This is a genomic window from Exiguobacterium sp. SH3S3 (assembly GCF_004337115.1).
In the GTDB taxonomy this organism is placed as follows: Bacteria; Bacillota; Bacilli; order Exiguobacteriales; family Exiguobacteriaceae; genus Exiguobacterium; species Exiguobacterium aurantiacum_A.
In genome coordinates, this window is sequence record NZ_SJUU01000003.1 from 266,129 (window position 1) to 287,420 (window position 21,292).

Genomic DNA, 21,292 nt, shown 5'->3' on the forward strand with positions numbered 1-21,292 from the left:
CGTTTAGTCTTCTTCTCCCGCTTTTAAATAGTACCCGACACCGCGGCGCGTAATAATATACGTCGGTGTACTCGGGCTGTCTTCGACCTTCTCCCGCAAACGGCGGACCGTCACGTCGACCGTACGCACGTCTCCGAAGTAGTCGTAACCCCACACCGTCTGAAGCAAATGCTCGCGCGTCATCACTTGGCCGATGTTTTGGGCCAGGTAATGGATGAGCTCAAATTCACGGTGCGTCAGTTCGATCTTCTCTTCGCGTTTCGTGACCATGTATGAATCCGGATGAATCGTCAAGTCACCGATCACGATATCGTTCGCGTTGGCGCCTTTCGCTTCGACAGCCGGTGCCGTCGCGTGACGACGCATGTTCGCTTTGACGCGGGCTAAGAGCTCGCGTGAGCTGAACGGCTTCGTGACGTAGTCGTCAGCGCCGAGTTCGAGACCGAGTACTTTGTCGATCTCCGAGTCTTTCGCCGTCAACATGATGATCGGCATATCATACTTCTTACGCACTTCACGACACACTTCCATGCCGTCTTTGAGCGGGAGCATGATGTCAAGCAAGATCAAATCAGGCTTGACCTCCTCGACTTTCACGAGTGCCTCTTCCCCGTCATAAGCGACGTGGACGACATAGCCCTCTTTTTCAAGTTTAAACTTCAATATATCAGCGATTGGTTGTTCGTCATCTACCACTAAAATCGTACGATCCATTCAGTGAGTCCTCCTCTATCGTTAAACGTACACGTCTTATTGTAACTCTTTTTCAATGGGTTAGAAAGCGTGGTCCATTTCCACGGAAATGAAAAAAGAGCCGCGAGGGCTCTTAGTCTTATGCTTCGTAGATGTCACGCAAGATGACTGTCTGTTCACGCGCCGGTCCGACCGAGAACGTCAACAGTTCGATGCCCGTCAACGCTTCGATGCGCTTGACATAGCGCTGTGCGTTCACCGGCAAGTCTTCGAACTTGCGGACCCCTGTGATGTCTTCCGTCCAGCCTGGGAGCTCTTCAAACACCGGCTCACACTTCTCGAGGACGCGGAAGTTAGGTGGGTACTCATCGAGGAGCTTGCCTTCGTACTCGTACGCCGTACAAATTTTAAGCGTCTCAAGACCTGTCAACACGTCGATCGAGTTTAGGCATAGGTCAGTGATGCCGCTGACACGACGCGAGTGGCGGACGACGACCGAGTCGAACCAACCGACACGGCGCGGACGTCCTGTCGTCGTACCGTACTCCTTACCGACTTCACGGATCATGTGACCGATCTCGTCATCGAGCTGGGTTGGGAACGGGCCGTCTCCGACGCGCGACGTGTACGCTTTACAGACGCCGACGACGTGGTCAATCTTCGAAGGTCCGATTCCGGCACCGCTCGATACCCCGCCTGACGCCGCGTTCGACGATGTGACGAACGGGTACGTCCCGTGATCGATGTCTAACAGCACACCTTGCGCGCCTTCGAATAGGATTTTCTGTTCTTCGTCGAGCGCATCGTTCAACACGACCGATGTATCACACACGTACTTGGCAAACTGTTGGCCGTACGCATAGTATTCTTCAAAGATATCATCGAACTCGACCGCGTCGACTTCATACATCTTGACGAACATCCGGTTTTTAATTGCGAGGACCGTCTTCAGTTTCTCGGCGAACACTTCCTTGTCGAGTAGGTCAGCGATCCGGATCCCGATCCGTGCCGCTTTGTCCATGTAACAAGGGCCGATCCCTTTGAGCGTCGTCCCGACTTTCGCGTCACCTTTCGCATCTTCTTCAAGCTTGTCTTGAAGCTGGTGATACGGCAAGATGACGTGGGCCCGGTTTGAGATGCGGAGGTTGTCCGTGCTCACGCCGCGCTCATGTAAGTATGCAAGCTCTGTAATAAGCGACTTCGGGTTGACGACCATCCCGTTCCCGATGACACATGTCTTGTCCGAATAGAAGATCCCCGATGGAATCAAGTGAAGTTTATACTTCGTATCATTGAAGACGATCGTATGACCAGCGTTGTCTCCCCCTTGATAACGCGCGACGACGTCGGCTTGTTTAGACAAGAAATCGGTGATCTTCCCTTTTCCTTCATCGCCCCACTGCGTTCCCACTACGACTACTGATGACATAATGAATCCTCCTTGTAGATAAACGTTCTGTTCAAACCATTGGTAAGTGTACACTTGACACTTCAGAAAGTCAACCTAATACCGAACGATAATTTTATGTATTAACCTTTCGTTCGTTATTGACTCGCATTCAATTACTATTTTCCCGATTCTACAAAAAAACACCACCGATCTCACATCGGTGGTGCGAAGGCTTGCGTCTCCATGTTGACGAACTTGTTGTACTCTTTCCGGAACGAGAGTTTGACCGTGCCGGTCGGACCGTTACGCTGTTTGGCGATGATGATCTCGATCGTGTTGGCGTCTTCACTCTCTTTATCGTAATAGTCGTCCCGGTACAAGAAGGCGACGATATCGGCATCTTGCTCGATTGCTCCGGATTCCCGGATATCCGACATCATCGGCCGTTTGTCTTGACGGCTCTCTACGCCACGCGAGAGCTGCGACAAGGCAATGACCGGTACTTGGAGTTCCCGGGCGATCGCTTTGAGCGTACGCGAGATCTCAGAGACTTCTTGTTGCCGGTTCTCGCCCGGCTTGCCGTTCCCGACAATGAGCTGCAAGTAGTCGATCATGATCATGCCGAGACCGTACTCTTGCTTCAAGCGGCGGCATTTGGCCCGAATCTCGTTGACGCGAAGACCTGGTGTATCATCGATAAAGATACCGGCCTGTGATAACGACGACATCGCGAGCGATAGCCGTCCCCAGTCCTCAGACTCGAGTCGCCCGGTCCGCAGACGCTGCGCGTCGATATTGCCTTCCGCACAGAGCATCCGCATGACGAGTTGTTCGGCACCCATCTCAAGACTAAAGATGGCGACGTTTTCGCCCGTACGGACGGCGACGTTTTGCGAGATGTTGAGGGCGAAGGCCGTCTTCCCGACAGAAGGACGGGCAGCCACGATGATGAGGTCGTTACGCTGGAACCCGGCCGTCATCTTGTCGAGGTCACTAAAGCCGGTCGCGATCCCGGTGATCTCACCGCTCGATTGATGCAGCTTCTCGATCGTCGAATAGGCATCCGACAAAACCGAACCGATCGAATGGAAACTCGATTGGCCTTTCCGCTGCGAAACTTTTAAAATGTTTCGCTCGGCATCAGATAGGACCGCATCGACTTCGTCTTGACGCTCGTATCCGTCCGAGACGATATTCGTCGCCGTCCGGATGAGACGCCGGAGCGCCGCCTTTTGATCGACGACGTTCAAATAGTACCCGATGTTCCCGATGGCAGGAACCGCCTCGGCGATTTCGGCCAAGTAGTTCAATCCACCGATCTCATCGAGGATTCCTTGTGATTGGAGCTCCGAACTGAGCGTGACCAAGTCGACGAGTTCCCCGCGGTCGTTGATCTTCAGCATCGCTTCGAAGATCCGTTGATGGCTGACACGATAAAAGTCGTCCGGGTCGACTCGTTCCGAGGCCGTGATCAGCCGGTCAGAATCGAGAATAACTGCCCCAAGGACGGCTTGTTCCGCCTCAACGCTATGTGGCGGAGTATTGACTTGAATCGCATCACTCATTCGTTTCTACCTCGCCTTCAAGCTTCTTGAACATGTACGTTTAACAGTGCCGTGACGTCATGGTGCAACTTCACGGGCACTTTTGTGAAACCGAGCGCTTTGATCGGATGTTCAAGTTCGATTTTACGCTTATCGATCTTGTAACCCATCCCTTTGAGCGCTTCACCGATCTGTTTACTCGTTACCGAGCCGAAGACACGGCCACCTTCGCCTGATTTCGTCTTGACGACGATCGTCTCTTTTTCAAGCTTGTCTTTCAACTGTTGTGCGGCTTTCAGCTCTTCTTCGGCTGCTTCCTCGGCACGGCGTTCTTTCGCTTGAAACGCCTTCAAGTTGCCTGGTGTCGCCTCGACTGCCAAATTTTGCTTGAAGAGTACGTTTTTTGCGTAAGCATCGGCGACGTTTTTCACGTCCCCTGCCTGTCCTTGACCTTTAACATCTACTTTTAAAATGACTTTCATTCCGATTCCTCTCCCTCGTTTTCATCTATCGTATAATGATCGATTGCTTCTTTTAACAGCTGTTTTGCCTCGTCGCGACCCACGTTCAACTGCGTGGCCGCGTTCGTCAAGTGGCCTCCCCCGTCGAGCATCTCCATGATGACTTGAACGTTGACGTCACCGAGCGAACGGGCACTGATCCCGGTCCGACCGTCTGGCAAGATGGCGATGACGAACGACGCCTTGACGCCTTCCATGTTCAGGAGCTGGTCCGCCGATTGGGCGATCAACACTTGATGATGGGCCTCGTCGTCTGAAGCGACCGCGATTGCCATACCGCCCGCATAAATGTCGGTATTCTCTAAAATATGCGACTGTTCGATATAAGAATCGAGGTCTTGCCGCATGAAATGTTGGACGAGCACGGTGTCCGCTCCTTGAATCCGGAGGAATGAAGCGGCATCAAACGTCCGCGACCCGGTCCGGAGCGTGAACCCTTTCGTATCGACCATGATTCCGGCAAGAAGCGACGTCGCCTCTAAAATCGACAGTTTGCGGGTACCCGCTTGATATTCAATCAACTCTGTCACGAGTTCACACGTCGATGACGCGTAAGGTTCCATATAGACGAGCACCGGGTCCTCGATAAACTCTTCGCCGCGACGATGATGGTCGATGACGACGACTCGTTCGGCCCGGTCCAAAAGATCCCGTGAGATGACGAGTGAGGGACGATGCGTGTCGACGATGACGAGAAGTGTCTGGTCATCGATGAGCGGTTGCGCCTCAAACTCCGTCAAAAAGCGGCTGTACAAGTCTTCATCATTCTCGACTTCATGGACGAGCCGTTGAATCCCGACACTCGTCTCGCCGGCCGGGATGACGACGTACGCCTCACGACCGACAAACTCAGCGAGCTTCATGATTCCAATCGATGCGCCGAGCGAATCCATGTCCGGGTTTTTATGTCCCATGATGAGGACACGGCTCGACTCTCGAATCAAATCACGCATCGAGTTCGAGATGACGCGGGCACGTACCCGCGTCCGTTTCTCGGTCGGATTCGTCTTGCCGCCGAAGAAGCGGACTTTTCCGTTATGACGTTTGACGACGACTTGGTCGCCGCCGCGTCCGAGCCCTAAATCGAGGCTCGATTGGGACAAGTTGCCGAGTTCGGTCAGCGTCGTCTCGCCGCAGCCGATACCGATCGAGAGCGTGAGCGGAATTTTATGTTCCTTCGTCGCTTCCCTTACCTCATCAAGAATCGAGAAGCGATTGTTCTCGAGTTCCGAGAGCGTTCGTTCGTTCATGACGAGGAAAAACCGGTCGGCAGCCGTCCGCCGCATATAAATGTGATATTTTTGCGCCCATTGGTTCAAGAGAACGGTCACACGGCGGTTGATTTCGCTGCGGACCTGTTCATCGACGGCAGTCGACATCTCATCGTAGTTGTCTAAGTAGAGGACGCCGATCACTGTCTGCGTTTCAGAATACTTCTGTTCAATCTCCGCCTCGTCCGTCATATCGAACAAGTACAGCGTTTGATATTCCTTATTGTACAGGACACGGTATACACGGTCCCCGACTTCAATCGTCGCCTCGTCCTCTTCCTCCTCGATCAACTCCGTAAAGGCCGAGTGAATCGAGTCGATCGAGATGCCCAGTTCCATCTCAAGTTCAAAGATGAGTCGGGACTGTTCATTGAACCAACTGATGCGCCGGGTCTCATCGAATATGAGAATCCCGATCGGCATACTCGTGAGCGCTTCTTTGCCGACATCCTCAATCCGATGTGAGAGCGAGTGGACATAACGTTCCCACGCTTTGCGTTCTCGCCGGATCGTCACTTGCTGATACGTGAAGAAGATCAGCGTGCCCACGAACAGGGTGATTGCCGCCACAATGCTGTAGAACGCCAATCCTAACGAAACGAGCATTCCAATCACATAAGGAATCGCGTAACGTGCGTATTGGTTCTTCACTGATGTTATTGCTTCACCACTGTGCATGTGTGCCTCCTAAAATGAGTGCCAAGCACTCATGATGTCTAAATGGTTTCTGCTCTATCATACCATATCTGCCGGTTTCACTTACACTCCTACGTGGAGACAGAAAACAAAAAAACGACTTACCCCAAAGGATAAGCCGTGTGTCAAACATTACTCTGCAACGTATGGAAGCAAAGCCATTTGACGTGAACGCTTGATAGCGACAGTAAGTGGACGTTGGTATTTCGCTGAAGTACCGGTCACACGACGTGGAAGAATTTTCCCACGCTCTGAAACGAAGCGCTTGAGTAATTCTACGTCTTTATAATCGATATGAGTGATGTTGTTCGACGTAAAGAAACATACTTTACGACGACGACGACCTCCTGGACGACGTGCCATGTGAAGACCTCCTTTATTAGTTTAGTTTCGAATCGACGCGATCAAAATGGTAGATCGTCATCCGATAAGTCGATTTTGCCGCCACCCGAGAACGGATCTGCTTCAAAACCTTTGTTTGAAGATTGGTTTGAGGACTGAGATGAAGTCGAAGAAGCGGCTGCGCCCCATCCTGATCCACTTGACTCACCACCACCGAAAACATCTCCCGCTGGTGCTGTATCACGTTGCGCTGAGGCACCGCGTGGTTCAAGGAAGCGTACGCTATCTGCTACGACTTCTGCCCGGTAACGACGTTGGCCATCTTGACCCTCGTAACTACTGATTTGAAGGCGACCGTCTACGCCGGCCATGCTGCCTTTTTTCAAATATTGCGCCACGTTCTCTGCTTGTTTGCGCCAAACGACACAATCAATAAAGTCCGCCTCACGCTTCCCATCTTGTCCAGTAAATGGACGATCGCAAGCGAGAGTGAAGCGAGTTACGGCGATTCCGCTCTGCGTATAACGCATTTCTGGATCGCGTGTCAATCGACCAACTAACACAACTCGGTTAATCATCTCAAAGCTCCCCTTTCACAATATGAAGCGTCAAGAATCAACGCTCATCTTTAGTTGTCATTTGACGGACAACGTCATCAGAGATCTTCATGAGACGCTCTGTTTCTTGGATCGCTTTAGGTTCAGCAGTGATGCTAAGAAGAACATAGTATCCTTCGCGCATTTTGTTGATCTCGTAAGCGAAACGACGTTTACCCATATCTGTTGTTTTTTCAACAGTACCTCCGTTGTCAGTGATGACGTTGTTAAAACGTTCAATCAACGCTTTTTTAGCTTCCTCATCAACTGATGGACGGATAATGTAAAGTAGTTCATATTTACGCATTATCTTTCACCTCCTCTTGGACTAGCGGCTCCTACCGGTTGCAGGAGCAAGGAGCAAACAATTGTTTTACTCACGTCATAATATACTATCAAACTTATTCGCATTTTACAATACGTTTCAAGGAAATGTCTTAAACGTTGAAGCGGAACGTGACTACGTCGCCATCTTCGAACACATATTCTTTACCTTCTGAACGCAACTTGCCTTGTTCTTTGACGAGCGTCATGTTGCCGGCAGCCGACAAGTCTTCGTACGAGACGACTTCGGCCCGGATGAATCCACGCTCAAAGTCCGAGTGGATGACGCCGGCACACTGAGGAGCCTTCATCCCTTGTTTGAACGTCCAAGCACGGACTTCTTTCTCGCCTGCCGTGAAGTATGTGGCGAGACCAAGCGTCGAGTACGCAGCATGGATCAGTTGATCGAGGCCAGACTCTTCAATCCCGAGGTCTTGTAAGAACTCGAGGCGCTCTTCTGGCTCAAGCTCAGAGATTTCTTCCTCGATGCGCGCACAGATGACGATCACTTTCGCATCTTCCGTCGCGGCGTGTTCACGCACGGCTTGCACGTACTTGTTGTTATCCGAGTCCGCGACTTCGTCTTCGCTCACGTTCGCGACGTAAAGCATCGGTTTCATCGTCAACAGTTGGAAGTGTTTGACGATCGCGAGTTGGTCTTCCGTCAATTCGGCTACACGGGCCGGGCGCTCTGATTCGAGGACCGCTTGAACGATCTCGAGTGCTTCAAGTTCTTGGGCGGCCCCTTTATCTTTTGACTTCACCATTTTTTGAACGCGCGTGATGCGCTTGTCGACAAGTTCGAGGTCCGCCAAGATGAGCTCGAGGTTAATTGTCGTGATGTCATCGATCGGCGACACTTTACCGGCGACGTGGGTGATGTTGTCATCTTCAAAACAACGGACGACTTGGCAAATCGCGTCCACTTCACGGATGTTGGCTAGGAACTTGTTCCCGAGCCCTTCTCCTTTTGATGCTCCTTTAACGATTCCAGCGATATCTGTAAATTCGAACGCTGTCGGTACCGTCTTCTTCGGTTTGACGAGTTCCGTCAACCGGTCCAAACGCACGTCCGGTACTTCGACGACTCCGACGTTCGGGTCGATTGTAGCAAACGGATAGTTGGCCGCTTCTACACCTGCTTGCGTGATGGCGTTAAATAATGTCGATTTCCCGACGTTCGGTAACCCGACGATTCCTGCTGTTAATCCCACTTATATTTCCTCCTCATCCGGTGTTTCCCGGGAAATGTTGATCCGTCTGTGGAGTGGGTACGTTCAGTACACCACACCGTCACATCCTTCACAATTATAGATAGTCCTCGATTAAACCGCAACTCACGGTTGCAACATAGAGAAGAACGCCACTTATTCAGCGGCGTTCTCTTGTTTAAGCACTTTTTTCAAACGTTTGTCAAAGTCACGTCGCGGCATTAAGACGCTCGCTCCGCAGCCTTGACATTTGATTCGGATGTCCATCCCGACCCGTGTGACTTGCCAACGGTTCGTCTGACAAGCGTGCGGTTTCTTCATCTCTACAAAATCGTTTAACTCATACGATTTAGCCTGCATTTTCGGGCGCTCCTTTAGTCGAAGTCGTTGGAGGCATCATGACCGTGCGTGGATATGGAATTTCAATCCTGCGCTCATCAAGTCCGGCCTTCAACTCTTTATGCAAAATCCGGCCTGCCGCGAAATGTTGCGTCGGCGGCACTTCGGCCATGAGACGGTACACGACTTCCGACGGTCCGAGCGACTGCACGCCGGCGAGTGTGATCGGTTCGATGAACAGATCATGATACTTTGCCTCGACCGCTTTCGCGATTTCTTTCAGCGCTTTCTCGACCCCTTCTACCTCTTCCTCATAAGCGACCCCGATATCGACGACAGCGACGCTGTTCTCAAGCGAGTAGTTCGTCACTTGCATGATTTGACCGTTCGGAATGATCGTCACTTGTCCGTTCAATCCTTTAAGTTTCGTCGTCCGGATGCCGACTTCGATGACGGTCCCGTCGACTTGTTGGTTCAAGTTCACGTAGTCCCCGTTCTTGTACTGGTTCTCAAAAATAATGAACGCGCCTGTGATGACGTCTTTGACCAAGTTTTGGGCACCGAACGAGATGGCGAGACCCGCGACCCCGGCCGATGCGATCAAACCAGCGATATTGACCCCGAATTGACCGAGTACGGTCAAAATCATAATGAGCCCGATCACATAACGGATCGTGTTTTGCGCCAGTTTCAAAAGCGTTTCATTTTGCCGTTGCGCCACGATGTTATCTTCATGGATTTTACGTAACGTGAACACGCGCTGGACCATCGACGTCAATATTCTTGTCGCCGCATACAACGCCACGATGATGAGCACGACCCCGGTCAGCTTAATCCCAAGGGCGATCCACATCTCTGTGTCTTGAAAATACGCGACGAAGCGGTTGACGTTATTAATCGTCTCGTCGGCCACCGTACTTAAATCTGTTTCTGTATTCTGTGAAGCCATGTTGTCACCTCTAAAGTCATATATTCTAACCCATCAAACCATAATTGATGACTTTTCTCAAACCCTACATCCGGACGTTATAAGTTTCCTTGTTCCGGGAATGGGTTAATACGATATCCTTCCGCAAATGCAACTAGATCACAAACAGCTTAGAAGAGAGGATGAGATTCATGCCGTTTCGCCTAAAACCTCATAAACCATACTCTTTCTTCATCGAACATACTGAACGGAGTGGATCCAAACTTTTTGCTGACCAGCTTCACGAACAGTTGGCGAGCGAGACACACCGTCCGATCGTTCTCGTCTGCATCGGATCCGACCGTTCGACCGGAGATTCGCTCGGTCCCCTCGTCGGTACGTTTCTCGAGGAAAAAATGGTTCGGAACTTGCACGTCTACGGAACACTCACGAAACCGGTCCACGCATTAAACCTAGTAGAAACGCTCCATGAGATTCAGACACGCTTTCACCGTCCGCTCATCATCGCCATCGATGCCTGCCTCGGCCGCTTATCGAGCGTCGGTTACGTCTTCTTCTCGGAAGGCCCGCTCGCACCGGGCGCTGGCGTTCAAAAAGAACTCCCCTCGGTCGGCGAATACAACATCAAGGCGGTCGTCAACGTGAGCGGCTTCATGGAGATGATGATTCTACAAAACACGCGTCTCCACCTCGTTTACGAACTGGCGCGCTTCGTCACCGCCGGATTCGTCGAATTCGATTCGCGAATCGGAAACATCCACCATGAAGAGGCTGCGTTCACAAGACTTCGTCAATCACGTGACGAATCAAAATCTTGAGGTGACAACAGCGTCAACAAATGTTCCAAGTCTTCCTGCGAAAAATATTTCAACTCGAGGACGCCGCCTTTTCGACGTGACCGAATCGAGACATCCATTTGAAGACGTTCCGCAAGCACGGCCTCGACGGCTTCGACGTCGGCGTCTGAGCGTTTGAGCGTCTTTTTTTCTGTGCGCTCTTTTTGCAAATGGCGCTCGAGCCGGCGGACCGTCCACTGCTCAGCAATGACACGTCGCGCGATTTGTTCCATCGCCGCCTCCGACTTCATGCCGGTAATGGCACGGGCATGACCCATCGTCAGTTCCCCGACCATGACCGCGTGTTGGACCGCGCTCGGCAGTCTCAGGAGCCGGAGGCTATTCGTCACATGGCTCCGGCTCTTCCCGACACGTTCGGCGAGCTGTTGTTGCGTCAGCCCTAACGTCTGCATGAGTTGCTCATAGGCGAGCGCTTCTTCGATCGCGTTCAAATCAGCCCGTTGGATGTTCTCGATGAGCGCGAGCTCCATGACCCGATCCGAGTCGGCCGTCACGATGAGCGCCGGAATATCTTCCTTTCCGGCAAGCATCGCCGCCTGATAGCGCCGCTCGCCAGCGATGATCTCATAATAGCCGCTCGCCTTACGGACGACGATGGGCTGCAAGACACCGTACCGTTCAATCGATTGTCGCAGCTCTTCTAGCTTCTCGGCTTCGAATTGCTTCCTTGGTTGGTTCGGGTTGGGACGGATAAATTTGAGCGCTAACTTTTCCATCGTGACGCCTCCTTGTTCATGAATTATAAAAAAAGCACGAGCTCACTTTTGTGGCCGCGCTTTTGGGATTCGGATTCGAATTTCAACAAACTCTTCTTCATCGACTTCTTCGGTTTGAACTTCGATACCGGTTTTCCCGATCAGATCAATCGAGTCACGGATCGTGTTGATCGCGATTCGAGTGTCTCGGGCAAAACTTTTCGTCCGCCGGCGTTGCTTCTTCGGTTTCCGTTTTTCTTCCTCAATCGGCGTCGTCAGGAACGCGACACGTTGTTCCGTCTCTTTGACGTTATAGTCTTCTTCAAGGATCTCCGTGAGTACTTGAATTTGCAGCAACTCTTCTTTGAGCGGCAAGAGCGCCCGGGCATGTCGTTCGTTGATTTGACGGTCACGTAAACATTGTTTGACGTCGTTCGGCAGCTTCAAGAGGCGTAGCTTGTTCGCGATTGTCGACTGGCTCTTACCGAGGCTCTTCGCGAGCGCGTCTTGCGTCAACTGTTTCATCGACAACAATCGGTCATACGCTTCCGCTTCTTCAATCGGGCTAAGCTGTTCGCGTTGTAAGTTTTCGATGAGCGCCAAGGCGGCCGTTGTATCGTCATCCATGTCACGGACGATGGCCGGAATGACGGACCATCCTAACGATTTGACCGCGCGAAAACGACGCTCCCCAGCGATGATCTCATAGCGGTCCCCTTCCGCCTTACGAACGACGATCGGCTGAAGCAATCCGTGCTCTTCGATCGTGACGGCCAACTCTTCAATCTTAGCCGGTTCAAATACTTTACGCGGTTGATAACGGTTTGGAAGAAGTAATGCTAAAGCGATTTCTTGGACCGTGTCGTTCGGTTTAACTTGCGTCATTTCCGTGACGGCCACTTCTTGACGACTTCCGAACAGTTTAGCAAATGTTTTCTTCAACGTCGGCACCCCTTTATGTAAAAAATAAGCAGATTCCACCACTGGAATCTGCTTTTAGTTTCACGTGAAACAAGAATACTCAGATTAGCGGCTCTTTCGCCGGCGTTCCCGCTTTACGCGGATATTTCCCGGGCGTTTTACGTAATTTATCTACAATTACGATATTACGCTCACTCATCTCTCCTGGCAATAGGAACTGGTGTGTCGCTTTTACTTTCCCACCGAGCACCGCCAAGGCATTCTTCGCGTCCACAAGTTCGTCGGAAACTTTCGCGGCTTTGAGCGCCACGAACGTTCCGCCGACTTTTGCGAGCGGTAGACAGTACTCGGCGAGCACCGTCATCCGCGCGACGGCACGGGCCGTCACGACATCAAATTGCTCACGGAATTTTTTATTTTTCCCGAACTCTTCGGCGCGTCCATGGTGGAACGCGACGCCATCTAGCTCGAGAGCGAGGGCGAGTTCGTTCAAGAACGTGATGCGCTTGTTGAGCGAATCGACAATCGTTACATGTAAGTGCGGGAACAAGATTTTGAGCGGTAAGCTCGGGAATCCTGCCCCGGCGCCGACGTCACATACCGTCTCGACGGCCGTGAAGTCGAAATGAAACGCAGCGCTCAGCGAATCATAGAAATGCTTCAAATAGACTTCTTCTTTATCCGTGATCGCCGTCAAATTCATCTTCTCGTTCCATTCGACGAGCATCTCGAAATACCGTTCGAACTGGGCGAGTTGTTTCTCGCTCAGTTCGAACCCTTCTGCCTGTAAGGCTTCAATAAATTGGGATTGATTCATCGTCTCACTCCACCGTTGCGTATTGTCCCTGCTCGATATAGACAAGAAGAATCGATACGTCGGCCGGGTTCACCCCGGAAATACGTGACGCTTGTCCAATCGAGAGCGGACGAACTTGTTTCAATTTCTGTTGTGCTTCCGTCGCAAGACCACTGATCGCGTCATAGTCGAGCTTCTCAGGGATGCGCTTCTCTTCCATACGACGCATTTTTTCGACTTGCTCGAGCTGTTTCGAGATGTAGCCTTCATATTTCACTTGAATCTCGACTTGTTCAGCCACTTCGAACGGCACTTCGACCAGAGCCGGTGCAAACCGCGTCAGCGTCGCGTACGTCACTTCGGGCCGCTTCAACAAGATGTTGGCATGTGCTGCTTCTTTGAGCGGGTTCGCCCCGACTTCTTCCAAAATCGCATTCACTTCAGCCGACGGTTTGATCACGAGCGACTGGAGCCGCTTCACTTCCGCAGCGATGGCTGTACGTTTGTCTTCAAGATTTGCATGGCGCTCAGCCGACAACAAACCGACTTCGTGTCCGATGTCGCTGAGGCGAAGATCGGCGTTATCGTGGCGAAGGAGCAAGCGATATTCGGCACGTGACGTCAGCAGACGGTACGGCTCGTTCGTCCCTTTCGTCACGAGGTCGTCGATCAAGACACCGATATACGCTTGCGACCGGTCCAAGATGACCGGGTCTTTCCCGAGCACTTTGCAGGCGGCGTTCATACCGGCCATGATACCTTGCCCGGCTGCCTCCTCATATCCGCTCGTCCCGTTGATCTGCCCAGCCGTGAACAGACCGCTGACCGCCTTCGTCTCGAGTGTCGGCCACAGTTGCGTCGGTACAACCGCGTCGTATTCGATCGCGTAACCGGGGCGCATCATCTCTGAGTTTTCAAGACCCGGGATCGTCCGGAGCATCTGGTGCTGGACGTCTTCCGGCATGCTCGTCGAGAAACCTTGGACGTAGATTTCTTCCGTGTCGCGGCCTTCTGGCTCGAGGAAGATTTGATGACGCGGCTTGTCGTTGAAACGAACGACTTTATCTTCGATCGACGGACAGTAGCGTGGCCCTGTCCCTTTGATCGCGCCCGAATACATCGGCGAACGATGCAAGTTCTCGTCAATCAACTGGTGCGTCCGCTCGCTCGTATACGTGAGCCAGCACGGGATCTGTTCGATCGGATTGAGGTCGGTCGACGTGTAAGAGAAGAGCGACGGGTTCTCGTCCCCCGGCTGAATCTCCGTTTTTGAATAATCGATCGTCTTCCCGTCGATTCGCGGCGGCGTACCCGTCTTGAAACGAACAAGTTCAAGCCCGAGCTCTTCGAGATGCTTCGACAGCTCGACAGAAGGCATTTGGTTGTTCGGACCGCTCTCATAAGACAGTTCTCCGATGATGATCTGTCCGCGCATGAACGTACCGGTCGTGACGATGACCGCGTTCGCCCGATACTCCGAGCCTGTGTTCGTGATGACACCACGTACTTGCCCGTCTTCGACGATGAGTCGCTCGACGAGTGCTTGACGAAGCAACAGGTTCGGCTCGTCTTCAAGCACTTTCTTCATGTGATTTTGATATTGGAATTTGTCCGCTTGCGCCCGTAACGCACGCACCGCTGGACCTTTTGATGTGTTGAGCATTTTCATTTGAATATATGTCGCGTCAATCGCTTTCGCCATCTCGCCTCCGAGGGCATCGATTTCACGAACGACGATCCCTTTAGCGGGACCTCCGATCGACGGATTGCAATACATAAACCCGACCATGTCCGGGTTCATCGTGAGCATCGCTGTCTTCGCGCCCATGCGCGCCGATGCAAGTGCCGCTTCGATCCCCGCGTGACCGGCTCCGATGACGATGACGTCAAACTCGCCTGCCGTGTAAGCCATAGTGTTTCCTCCTTCTTATTTCCCAAGACAAAACTGTGAAAACAGTTGATCAATTAAACTTTCCTGGACCGTGTCCCCATTGATTTCCCCGAGCGTATCCCACGCCCGACGTAAATCGATTTGGACCATGTCAATCGGCATGTTCATGCCGGCGCTACCGAGCGCTTCATCGATTTGCTCGATCGTTCGTTTAATGAGTTGAATGTGTCGTGCGTTCGAGATATATGTCATATCTTGCGACTCGACGCCTTTGGCGAAGAACAAGTTCGAAATCGCCTTTTCAAGCGCATCGATCCCTTCTTCCAATAATAGCGATGTAGCCACAATCGGGCGCCCTGCCGCTAATTTCTCTAGCTTAGAAGAATCCATGTTTTGTGGCAAGTCTGTCTTGTTGATGATGATGATCGCATTCATGCCGGCAATCGCCTCGAATAGCGCCTCATCTTCGACCGTCAAGCCCTCATGACCGTTCAAGACGAGCAAGATGAGATCGGCGCCCGCAAGCGCCTTCCGCGATTTTTCGACACCGATCCGTTCGACGATGTCTTCCGTCTCGCGAATCCCGGCCGTATCGATCAGCTTGAGCGGAACGCCTTTGACGTTCACGTACTCTTCGATCGTGTCGCGCGTCGTTCCCGCGATTTCCGTGACGATCGCCTTCGTTTCCTGGACGAGCGTGTTCAACAGCGAGGACTTGCCGACGTTCGGCCGTCCGATGATCGCTGTCGCGAGACCTTCGCGCAAAATCTTTCCTTGGCGAGCCGTTTCGAGCAGTTGTTCGAGCACACGTTTCACTTCGCCCGCCTTCTCTTCAACGATCGCTTGCGTCATCTCTTCAGCATCGTACTCTGGGTAATCGATATTGACCTCGACGGCTGCGATCGTTTCAAGCAACAGTTGACGCAAATCGCGGACGAGCCGCGACAAACGACCTTCCATCTGTGACATCGCCACGGTCATGGCGCGGTCGGTCTTCGCCCGAATCAAATCCATGACCGCTTCCGCTTGTGACAAGTCGATGCGGCCATTCAAAAAGGCGCGCTTCGTGAACTCGCCTGGTTCTGCCAATCGAATGTTCGGTTGTTCGAGGATCAGCTCGAGGACACGATTGACCGCGACGATTCCTCCGTGACAGTTGATTTCGACGACGTCTTCTCGCGTGAACGTCTTCGGCGCCCGCATGACGCTGACCATCACTTCATCGATGACCTCGTCTGTGCCAGGCCGTTTCAGTTTTCCGTAATGAATCGTGTGCGAGTCCACTTCCGTCAAGTCTTTGCCCGCGAACACGTTCGCCGTCGTCTCGACAGCCTTGTCACCGGACAAACGGACGATTCCGATTGCCCCTTCACCCATCGGCGTCGAAATGGCTGTAATCGTGTCAAACTCTAGCATAATCTTCCCCTCCCATACTTCAAACATCTTTATCTATCATATGCATAACGCACCTACTATACACGATATTTAGCTCGAACGAAAGGGTCCGACCTTTACGTTACAAGTTGCTTTTTCAGTTTTTACTTTTGTACAATAGCGGAATATATTTCCAAAGGAGGCACGACGGAATGAGACAACTTGAGGCCATTTCTAAACTGACGGACGTGTTACAGCAAGACGAAGCCGTTCAAGCGATTTTTCTTAAAGGATCGTTTGGACGCGGGGAAGGCGATGAGCATTCGGACGTCGACCTTTATGTCATGGTCGCCCCGGATTGGCTCCAATGCGAAAAGAGCCGCCTGTGAAATCAGGCGGCTCTTCGTTCATCCGTGCTGGCGTCTTGCAGACCGAAGCGTGAAATAGAGTACTAATTCGATGAGACCGACGGCAATTAAAAAGCCGCCGAACAATTGAAACAAGACGAGTAAGCTGTCGAACGGGTTCGCCAGCATGAGTAGCCCGATCCCGATCCACAACAAGCTGCTCAATAGAAAGAACATCCACCGACTCGCAATCGTCTTGCGAAAACCAACGGCTTGAATGAGCCGGATGAGCCCGCCAAACAAGAACAAGAAACCGATGAAGAGCGGCAAGAGGCTGGCTAACGTTTCAGCGAAGAAAAAGACGATCAAGGCAATCAAGATATAGACGATCCCCATAAAGAAGGATGGCGGCAACCCATCTTTTCGTTGGCGAAGACCTTGGAACAACACCCAAAGACCGAGCACAGCAAAATAACCGGCGACGAGATAAACGATGACGTCAAAGAAAAAGCGCGGATTAAATAAAATCAGTAACCCGATCACCAAATAAATACCGGCTTGGACTAACGTCGAACGCTCAAGCCGTTTGATCAGCGTCTCCATTAGGAATGCTCCCTTCTTGATTCAGATAATTGGTCCTTAATCCTATTCCCGCATTTTATCCACAATACTTCTCTTGTCACAAAAAAAGGCTGTGGATCATTTATCCACAGCCTCAACGTTTATTTGCGTTTTTTCTTTTTGTTCTGTTTTTCTTCTTCTGCGAGTACCGCACGCTCTGCTTCTTTTGCAGCGATTTTCGCCTCAGCTTGAACTTTCATCTTCTCACGCATCGGCAACATGATCGCCATCGTCACAATGATTGAGATGATGTAACCGACGACCCAGTACATCGAGAGGGCTGCCGGGAGGGTGATCGACATGACGAAGATCATGACCGGGAAGATATAAAGCATCATCTTCAACTGCGGGTTTTGTTCTTGCCCCGCCATTGAGATTTTTTGTTGGGCATACGTCAAGATCGCAGCAAGGATCGGCAAGATGAACGTCGGATCCGGCGCACCAAGGTCGAACCAAAGGAAACTTGCTTCAAAGATTTCAGGTGTCCGACGAATCGCATCATAGAATGCGAACAAGATCGGCATTTGAATCAAGATTGGCAAACACCCTGCGAGCGGGTTGATTTGGTAGTCTTGATACATCTTCATCATTTCTTCTTGCAGTTTACGCTGTGTCTCTTGGTCTTTCGAGCTATACTTCTCACGAAGCTTGAGCATTTCCGGCTGCAACACTTGCATCGCACCCATACTCTTCGTCTGCTTGATCATGAGCGGTAAGATCAAGAGGCGGACGATGATCGTCGCAATGATGATCGAATACCCGTACTGCCAAGTGCCGCCGATTAAATAAGCCGCTTCTTTTAACAACCATGCTAGTGGCCATACAAAGTATTGAGACCAGAAGCCTTCCGTTTCAGCCGTGATCGGCTCTCCTTGGATTGTCGATGGATCGACACATCCGGCCATCAACAAGATGACACCAGTCATGACGGCCAATAATCCTAATTTCAGGTTTTTGCTCATAATTCCTCCTACGCTTTCTGTATCGATTCTTTTAGTTGCGTCACACGTCTATCGGTCAATCCTAATTAGTTCGCGTTATATATGAAAGAACGAGCTCGGATTGTTATGATCGATCGACTTGTCTCTGTTGCCAAACTTTAGCTCGTTTGAAGACATGCTTCAAGCTTTCCGTCACTTCATCTTGCGAGAGCGACGTCGCCGGTTTACGAGCGATGATGACATAATTATGCGGAGCTACGTTCGGTTCGAGCAAGCGAAGCGATTCACGCATCAATCGTTTCATTCGGTTTCGTTCCACTGCGTTCCCTAACTTTTTGCTGACAGAAAGTCCAACCCGGAAATGCGCTTGATCCGCCTTCTGCGTGTAGACGACAAACTGACGATTAGCCACGGAGCGTCCTTCGCGAAACACCGCTTGGAACTCTTCATTCTTTTGGAGGCGGTATTCTTTTTTCAAAATTCTCACTCCATCCTTCGCTTCAAAAATCGTCACCTAACATCATATCATATCCCATTCATTTCAACGAGTGAGAATCAATTTTTTCCGTTCGATTCTGTGACGATAAAAAAAGATTGCCCGAGGATCAGTTCCCCGGGCAATCTTTTGATCTTTATTAGACAGTCAAGGCTTTGCGGCCTTTACGACGACGAGCTGCAAGAATGTTGCGGCCGTTTTTAGTCGCCATACGCGAACGGAATCCGTGAACTTTTTTACGCTTACGGTTGTTAGGATTAAAAGTTGGTTTCATGGTTAAAGCACCTCCTCAAGGTTAACGCTCTATTAGCAAGTTATAGTTTCATTTAAGGCAGTCTTTAAGATTATATAAACTGTTCTACCGATTGTCAATGGCATTTCAAGAGGTTTTCGAATCGGGCACGAATAGTTGGCAGCGATGGACTTGATCTCCCCAGCTAGACGGATCAGGCTAGACATCGATAAAATAGGGGACTAAACGAGACGCAACCTTTACATTTGAGCCGTCATTCCTTTACAAATAGCTTGATAAAGCCATTTTATCCACATATCCACCTAGTTATCCACACTTATATGTGTATAACTCCGTCTTTTTCAACAATTGTAACGTGTGGTTTCTTAAAATTCCACTTTCTTCTCTTACAAAAACAATACGTTATTTTCTTTCTCCCTCTTTTGTGCATAACTTTTTCATGACGGCTCGTTCACTTTAAGTTTATCCACAACATATCCACAGCTTATCCACACTGTCCACAGCATGTGGATAAGTGCCTGTGGATTGTTTTTTAAATCTGTGGATAAATGTCAAAAACCGTTGCCACGTCTATTTTATTTTGCTAAACTAAATGTGCACAACTCGTGGATGATATTTCATCAATTCCGAGATATACACAGCCTGTGGATAACTGTTATCCCCATAGTTAACACCTTGTGGATAACGTTATCCACAGTTTTTGTTTCCTGGGGATAAGCCTAGTTTCTACTATAAGAATAGTGAATGTGTATATCATGTGAATAAGTTTCGCCAATATGTGAGTAAAGGAGGTCTTTCATTGAAAAATGCTCGCGAGATTTGGAGAAATGTTTTATCTCTAATCGACGAAGAAGAACGAACACCAAAAGCTAGCTTTGACATGTGGTTGAAGTCAACGGAAGGAATTTCATTGATGGGAACGACACTCGTCGTATCTGCACCCGCTAGTTTCATTGTCACTTGGCTCGAACGTCAGTACTTGTCATTACTGCAAGATACGGTTGAGGAAGTGACGAACAATCGACTTGAGATTCATTTTATCGAGGAGTCGCAAGCGCACAAGTATGCTCCTGCCGAGGGATCAAAAGAAGCGATTGCCGCTACAGAAACGAGAGAGCAGCCGGTTCCAGTACGATCAAAAGAGGAAGGGAACCTCGGTCAATTAAACGATAAGTATATCTTTGAAACGTTCGTCATCGGTTCGGGCAACCGGTTTGCCCACGCTGCCTCACTGGCTGTGGCCGAAGCGCCTGCGAGAGCTTACAACCCGCTCTTCATCTATGGGGGAGTCGGACTTGGAAAGACACACTTGATGCATGCGATCGGTCATTACGTGAAAGGGCAGAAGCCAGGCGCACGAATCGCCTACGTTTCGTCGGAAAAGTTTACAAATGAGTTCATTAACTCAATCCGCGACAATAAGACAGAGGAGTTCCGTAACCGTTACCGGAACATCGATGTTCTATTAATAGATGACATTCAGTTCTTGGCCGGGAAAGAACAGACGCAAGAAGAGTTCTTCCACACGTTCAATGCGCTCCATAACGATCAAAAACAAATCGTCATCTCGAGCGATCGGCCGCCTAAAGAGATTCCGACGTTAGAAGATCGTCTCCGATCTCGGTTCGAATGGGGACTGATCACGGATATCACGCCGCCTGACCTCGAGACGCGGATCGCGATTTTACGGAAGAAAGCGACAGCTGAAGGGCTTGATATCGCCAATGACGTCATGCTCTACATCGCGAATCAAATCGACACGAACATTCGTGAGCTTGAAGGCGCACTTACCCGCGTCGTCGCCTATGCGAAGCTGGTCGCCCGGCCGATTGACCCTGATGTCGCTGCCGAAGCGCTCCACAACATCATGCCGGTGCAAGAGGCGAAGAAGATTGTCATCCGTGACATCCAAGAGATCGTCGGTCATCACTTTAACATCGAGGTCGATGAGCTCAAAGCGAAAAAACGGACGAAGACGCTCGCTTTCCCGAGACAGATCGCGATGTATTTATCACGCGAGATGACCGAGAGCTCACTCCCTAAAATCGGAGAAGAGTTCGGTGGGCGGGATCACACTACAGTTATCCACGCTCATGAGAAGATTAGCACGTTACTCAAGCATGATCCGGAGATGCAAGAGACGATTAAAACATTGAAGAAGGCGCTGTCGTAACCGTCTCATTCCTCTTGTGGATATCCTGTGGATAAACAAGCCGAGTTATCCACACGTTATTCACAGGCAGAT

General features: G+C 50.8%; 23 protein-coding genes. 3 read left to right on the forward strand and 20 right to left on the reverse strand.

The genetic code is table 11. The annotated features are described in order from the left end of the window. Nucleotides 1–3: 3 nt before the first annotated feature. The 11 genes from yycF to EVJ28_RS04725 all read right to left on the reverse strand — a co-directional run bounded on the left by yycF (nucleotide 4) and on the right by EVJ28_RS04725 (nucleotide 9,876). On the reverse strand, nucleotides 4–714 hold the full coding sequence (gene yycF / locus EVJ28_RS04675) for a response regulator YycF (protein WP_070329347.1): 711 nt from the start codon (nucleotides 712–714) through the stop codon (nucleotides 4–6). Nucleotides 715–832: 118 nt separating this feature from the next. Beyond that, nucleotides 833–2,122, reverse strand: a complete 1,290-nt coding sequence (locus tag EVJ28_RS04680) for an adenylosuccinate synthase (protein WP_070329346.1) — start codon at nucleotides 2,120–2,122, stop codon at nucleotides 833–835. A 173-nt stretch (nucleotides 2,123–2,295) separates the two neighbouring features. Beyond that, nucleotides 2,296–3,648 (reverse strand): replicative DNA helicase, encoded by a 1,353-nt coding sequence (gene dnaB / locus EVJ28_RS04685; protein ID WP_131457812.1) that lies wholly within the window; start codon nucleotides 3,646–3,648, stop codon nucleotides 2,296–2,298. A 17-nt stretch (nucleotides 3,649–3,665) separates the two neighbouring features. Next, nucleotides 3,666–4,109: a 50S ribosomal protein L9 gene (gene rplI / locus EVJ28_RS04690; protein WP_070329344.1), complete on the reverse strand. Its 444-nt coding sequence runs from the start codon at nucleotides 4,107–4,109 to the stop codon at nucleotides 3,666–3,668. After that, nucleotides 4,106–6,097, reverse strand: coding sequence for a DHH family phosphoesterase (locus EVJ28_RS04695; protein WP_131488138.1), 1,992 nt, complete (start codon nucleotides 6,095–6,097; stop codon nucleotides 4,106–4,108). Before EVJ28_RS04695 ends, rplI begins: the two co-directional genes overlap by 4 nt. Nucleotides 6,098–6,247: 150 nt before the next feature. Continuing rightward, on the reverse strand, nucleotides 6,248–6,478 hold the full coding sequence (gene rpsR, locus EVJ28_RS04700; protein ID WP_015880232.1) for a 30S ribosomal protein S18: 231 nt from the start codon (nucleotides 6,476–6,478) through the stop codon (nucleotides 6,248–6,250). A 41-nt stretch (nucleotides 6,479–6,519) separates the two neighbouring features. Next, nucleotides 6,520–7,035 (reverse strand): single-stranded DNA-binding protein, encoded by a 516-nt coding sequence (gene ssb / locus EVJ28_RS04705; protein WP_131466046.1) that lies wholly within the window; start codon nucleotides 7,033–7,035, stop codon nucleotides 6,520–6,522. Nucleotides 7,036–7,072: 37 nt separating this feature from the next. Then, nucleotides 7,073–7,360 (reverse strand): 30S ribosomal protein S6, encoded by a 288-nt coding sequence (gene rpsF, locus EVJ28_RS04710; protein ID WP_071398686.1) that lies wholly within the window; start codon nucleotides 7,358–7,360, stop codon nucleotides 7,073–7,075. A 130-nt stretch (nucleotides 7,361–7,490) separates the two neighbouring features. Continuing rightward, nucleotides 7,491–8,591 carry a redox-regulated ATPase YchF gene (gene ychF / locus EVJ28_RS04715; RefSeq protein WP_131488140.1) on the reverse strand — a complete coding sequence of 367 codons (1,101 nt, stop codon included), beginning with the start codon at nucleotides 8,589–8,591 and terminating at the stop codon, nucleotides 7,491–7,493. A 153-nt stretch (nucleotides 8,592–8,744) separates the two neighbouring features. Continuing rightward, nucleotides 8,745–8,948 (reverse strand): DUF951 domain-containing protein, encoded by a 204-nt coding sequence (locus EVJ28_RS04720; RefSeq protein ID WP_016509068.1) that lies wholly within the window; start codon nucleotides 8,946–8,948, stop codon nucleotides 8,745–8,747. Further along, nucleotides 8,938–9,876: a mechanosensitive ion channel family protein gene (locus EVJ28_RS04725; protein ID WP_131488142.1), complete on the reverse strand. Its 939-nt coding sequence runs from the start codon at nucleotides 9,874–9,876 to the stop codon at nucleotides 8,938–8,940. The genes EVJ28_RS04720 and EVJ28_RS04725 overlap by 11 nt, the downstream gene beginning before the upstream one ends. Before the next feature lie 170 nt (nucleotides 9,877–10,046). On the opposite strand from EVJ28_RS04725, the gene yyaC reads away from it, so the two are divergent. Next, nucleotides 10,047–10,673, forward strand: coding sequence for a spore protease YyaC (gene yyaC, locus EVJ28_RS04730; RefSeq protein WP_070329339.1), 627 nt, complete (start codon nucleotides 10,047–10,049; stop codon nucleotides 10,671–10,673). Here yyaC and EVJ28_RS04735 read toward each other — a convergent pair. The 5 genes from EVJ28_RS04735 to mnmE form a co-directional block, all read right to left on the reverse strand. After that, a complete protein-coding gene (locus EVJ28_RS04735) occupies nucleotides 10,646–11,428 on the reverse strand; it encodes a ParB/RepB/Spo0J family partition protein (RefSeq protein WP_131457817.1) in 783 nt (260 codons plus the stop codon). The genes yyaC and EVJ28_RS04735 overlap by 28 nt on opposite strands. Nucleotides 11,429–11,470: 42 nt before the next feature. Next, complete coding sequence (gene noc, locus EVJ28_RS04740; protein WP_070329337.1) at nucleotides 11,471–12,349, reverse strand: nucleoid occlusion protein; 879 nt, start codon at nucleotides 12,347–12,349, stop codon at nucleotides 11,471–11,473. A 79-nt stretch (nucleotides 12,350–12,428) separates the two neighbouring features. Further along, nucleotides 12,429–13,145: a 16S rRNA (guanine(527)-N(7))-methyltransferase RsmG gene (gene rsmG, locus EVJ28_RS04745; RefSeq protein WP_070329336.1), complete on the reverse strand. Its 717-nt coding sequence runs from the start codon at nucleotides 13,143–13,145 to the stop codon at nucleotides 12,429–12,431. A gap of 4 nt (nucleotides 13,146–13,149) precedes the next feature. Beyond that, nucleotides 13,150–15,036, reverse strand: a complete 1,887-nt coding sequence (gene mnmG, locus EVJ28_RS04750; RefSeq protein ID WP_131457818.1) for a tRNA uridine-5-carboxymethylaminomethyl(34) synthesis enzyme MnmG — start codon at nucleotides 15,034–15,036, stop codon at nucleotides 13,150–13,152. Between the two features lie 15 nt (nucleotides 15,037–15,051). Then, the gene (gene mnmE / locus EVJ28_RS04755) at nucleotides 15,052–16,431 is read right to left on the reverse strand and encodes a tRNA uridine-5-carboxymethylaminomethyl(34) synthesis GTPase MnmE (protein ID WP_070329335.1); all 1,380 of its coding nucleotides are present in this window, start codon (nucleotides 16,429–16,431) and stop codon (nucleotides 15,052–15,054) included. Nucleotides 16,432–16,601: 170 nt separating this feature from the next. Between mnmE and EVJ28_RS04760 the strand changes: the two genes are divergently transcribed. Beyond that, entirely contained in the window at nucleotides 16,602–16,778 is a 177-nt protein-coding gene (locus EVJ28_RS04760; protein ID WP_131457819.1) for a nucleotidyltransferase domain-containing protein, read from the forward strand. An 18-nt stretch (nucleotides 16,779–16,796) separates the two neighbouring features. Here the strand turns inward: EVJ28_RS04760 and EVJ28_RS04765 are convergent, their stop codons facing one another. The 4 genes from EVJ28_RS04765 to rpmH form a co-directional block, all read right to left on the reverse strand. Then, nucleotides 16,797–17,339, reverse strand: coding sequence for an HdeD family acid-resistance protein (locus EVJ28_RS04765; RefSeq protein WP_131457820.1), 543 nt, complete (start codon nucleotides 17,337–17,339; stop codon nucleotides 16,797–16,799). Nucleotides 17,340–17,458: 119 nt separating this feature from the next. Continuing rightward, a complete protein-coding gene (yidC, locus tag EVJ28_RS04770) occupies nucleotides 17,459–18,319 on the reverse strand; it encodes a membrane protein insertase YidC (RefSeq protein ID WP_131457821.1) in 861 nt (286 codons plus the stop codon). A 103-nt stretch (nucleotides 18,320–18,422) separates the two neighbouring features. Then, nucleotides 18,423–18,776, reverse strand: coding sequence for a ribonuclease P protein component (gene rnpA / locus EVJ28_RS04775; protein WP_070329331.1), 354 nt, complete (start codon nucleotides 18,774–18,776; stop codon nucleotides 18,423–18,425). A gap of 157 nt (nucleotides 18,777–18,933) precedes the next feature. Next, nucleotides 18,934–19,068 (reverse strand): 50S ribosomal protein L34, encoded by a 135-nt coding sequence (gene rpmH, locus EVJ28_RS04780; RefSeq protein ID WP_083274156.1) that lies wholly within the window; start codon nucleotides 19,066–19,068, stop codon nucleotides 18,934–18,936. 778 nt (nucleotides 19,069–19,846) lie between these two features. Here rpmH and dnaA point away from each other — a divergent pair. Continuing rightward, entirely contained in the window at nucleotides 19,847–21,220 is a 1,374-nt protein-coding gene (dnaA, locus tag EVJ28_RS04785) for a chromosomal replication initiator protein DnaA (protein ID WP_070329330.1), read from the forward strand. Nucleotides 21,221–21,292 lie beyond the last annotated feature (72 nt).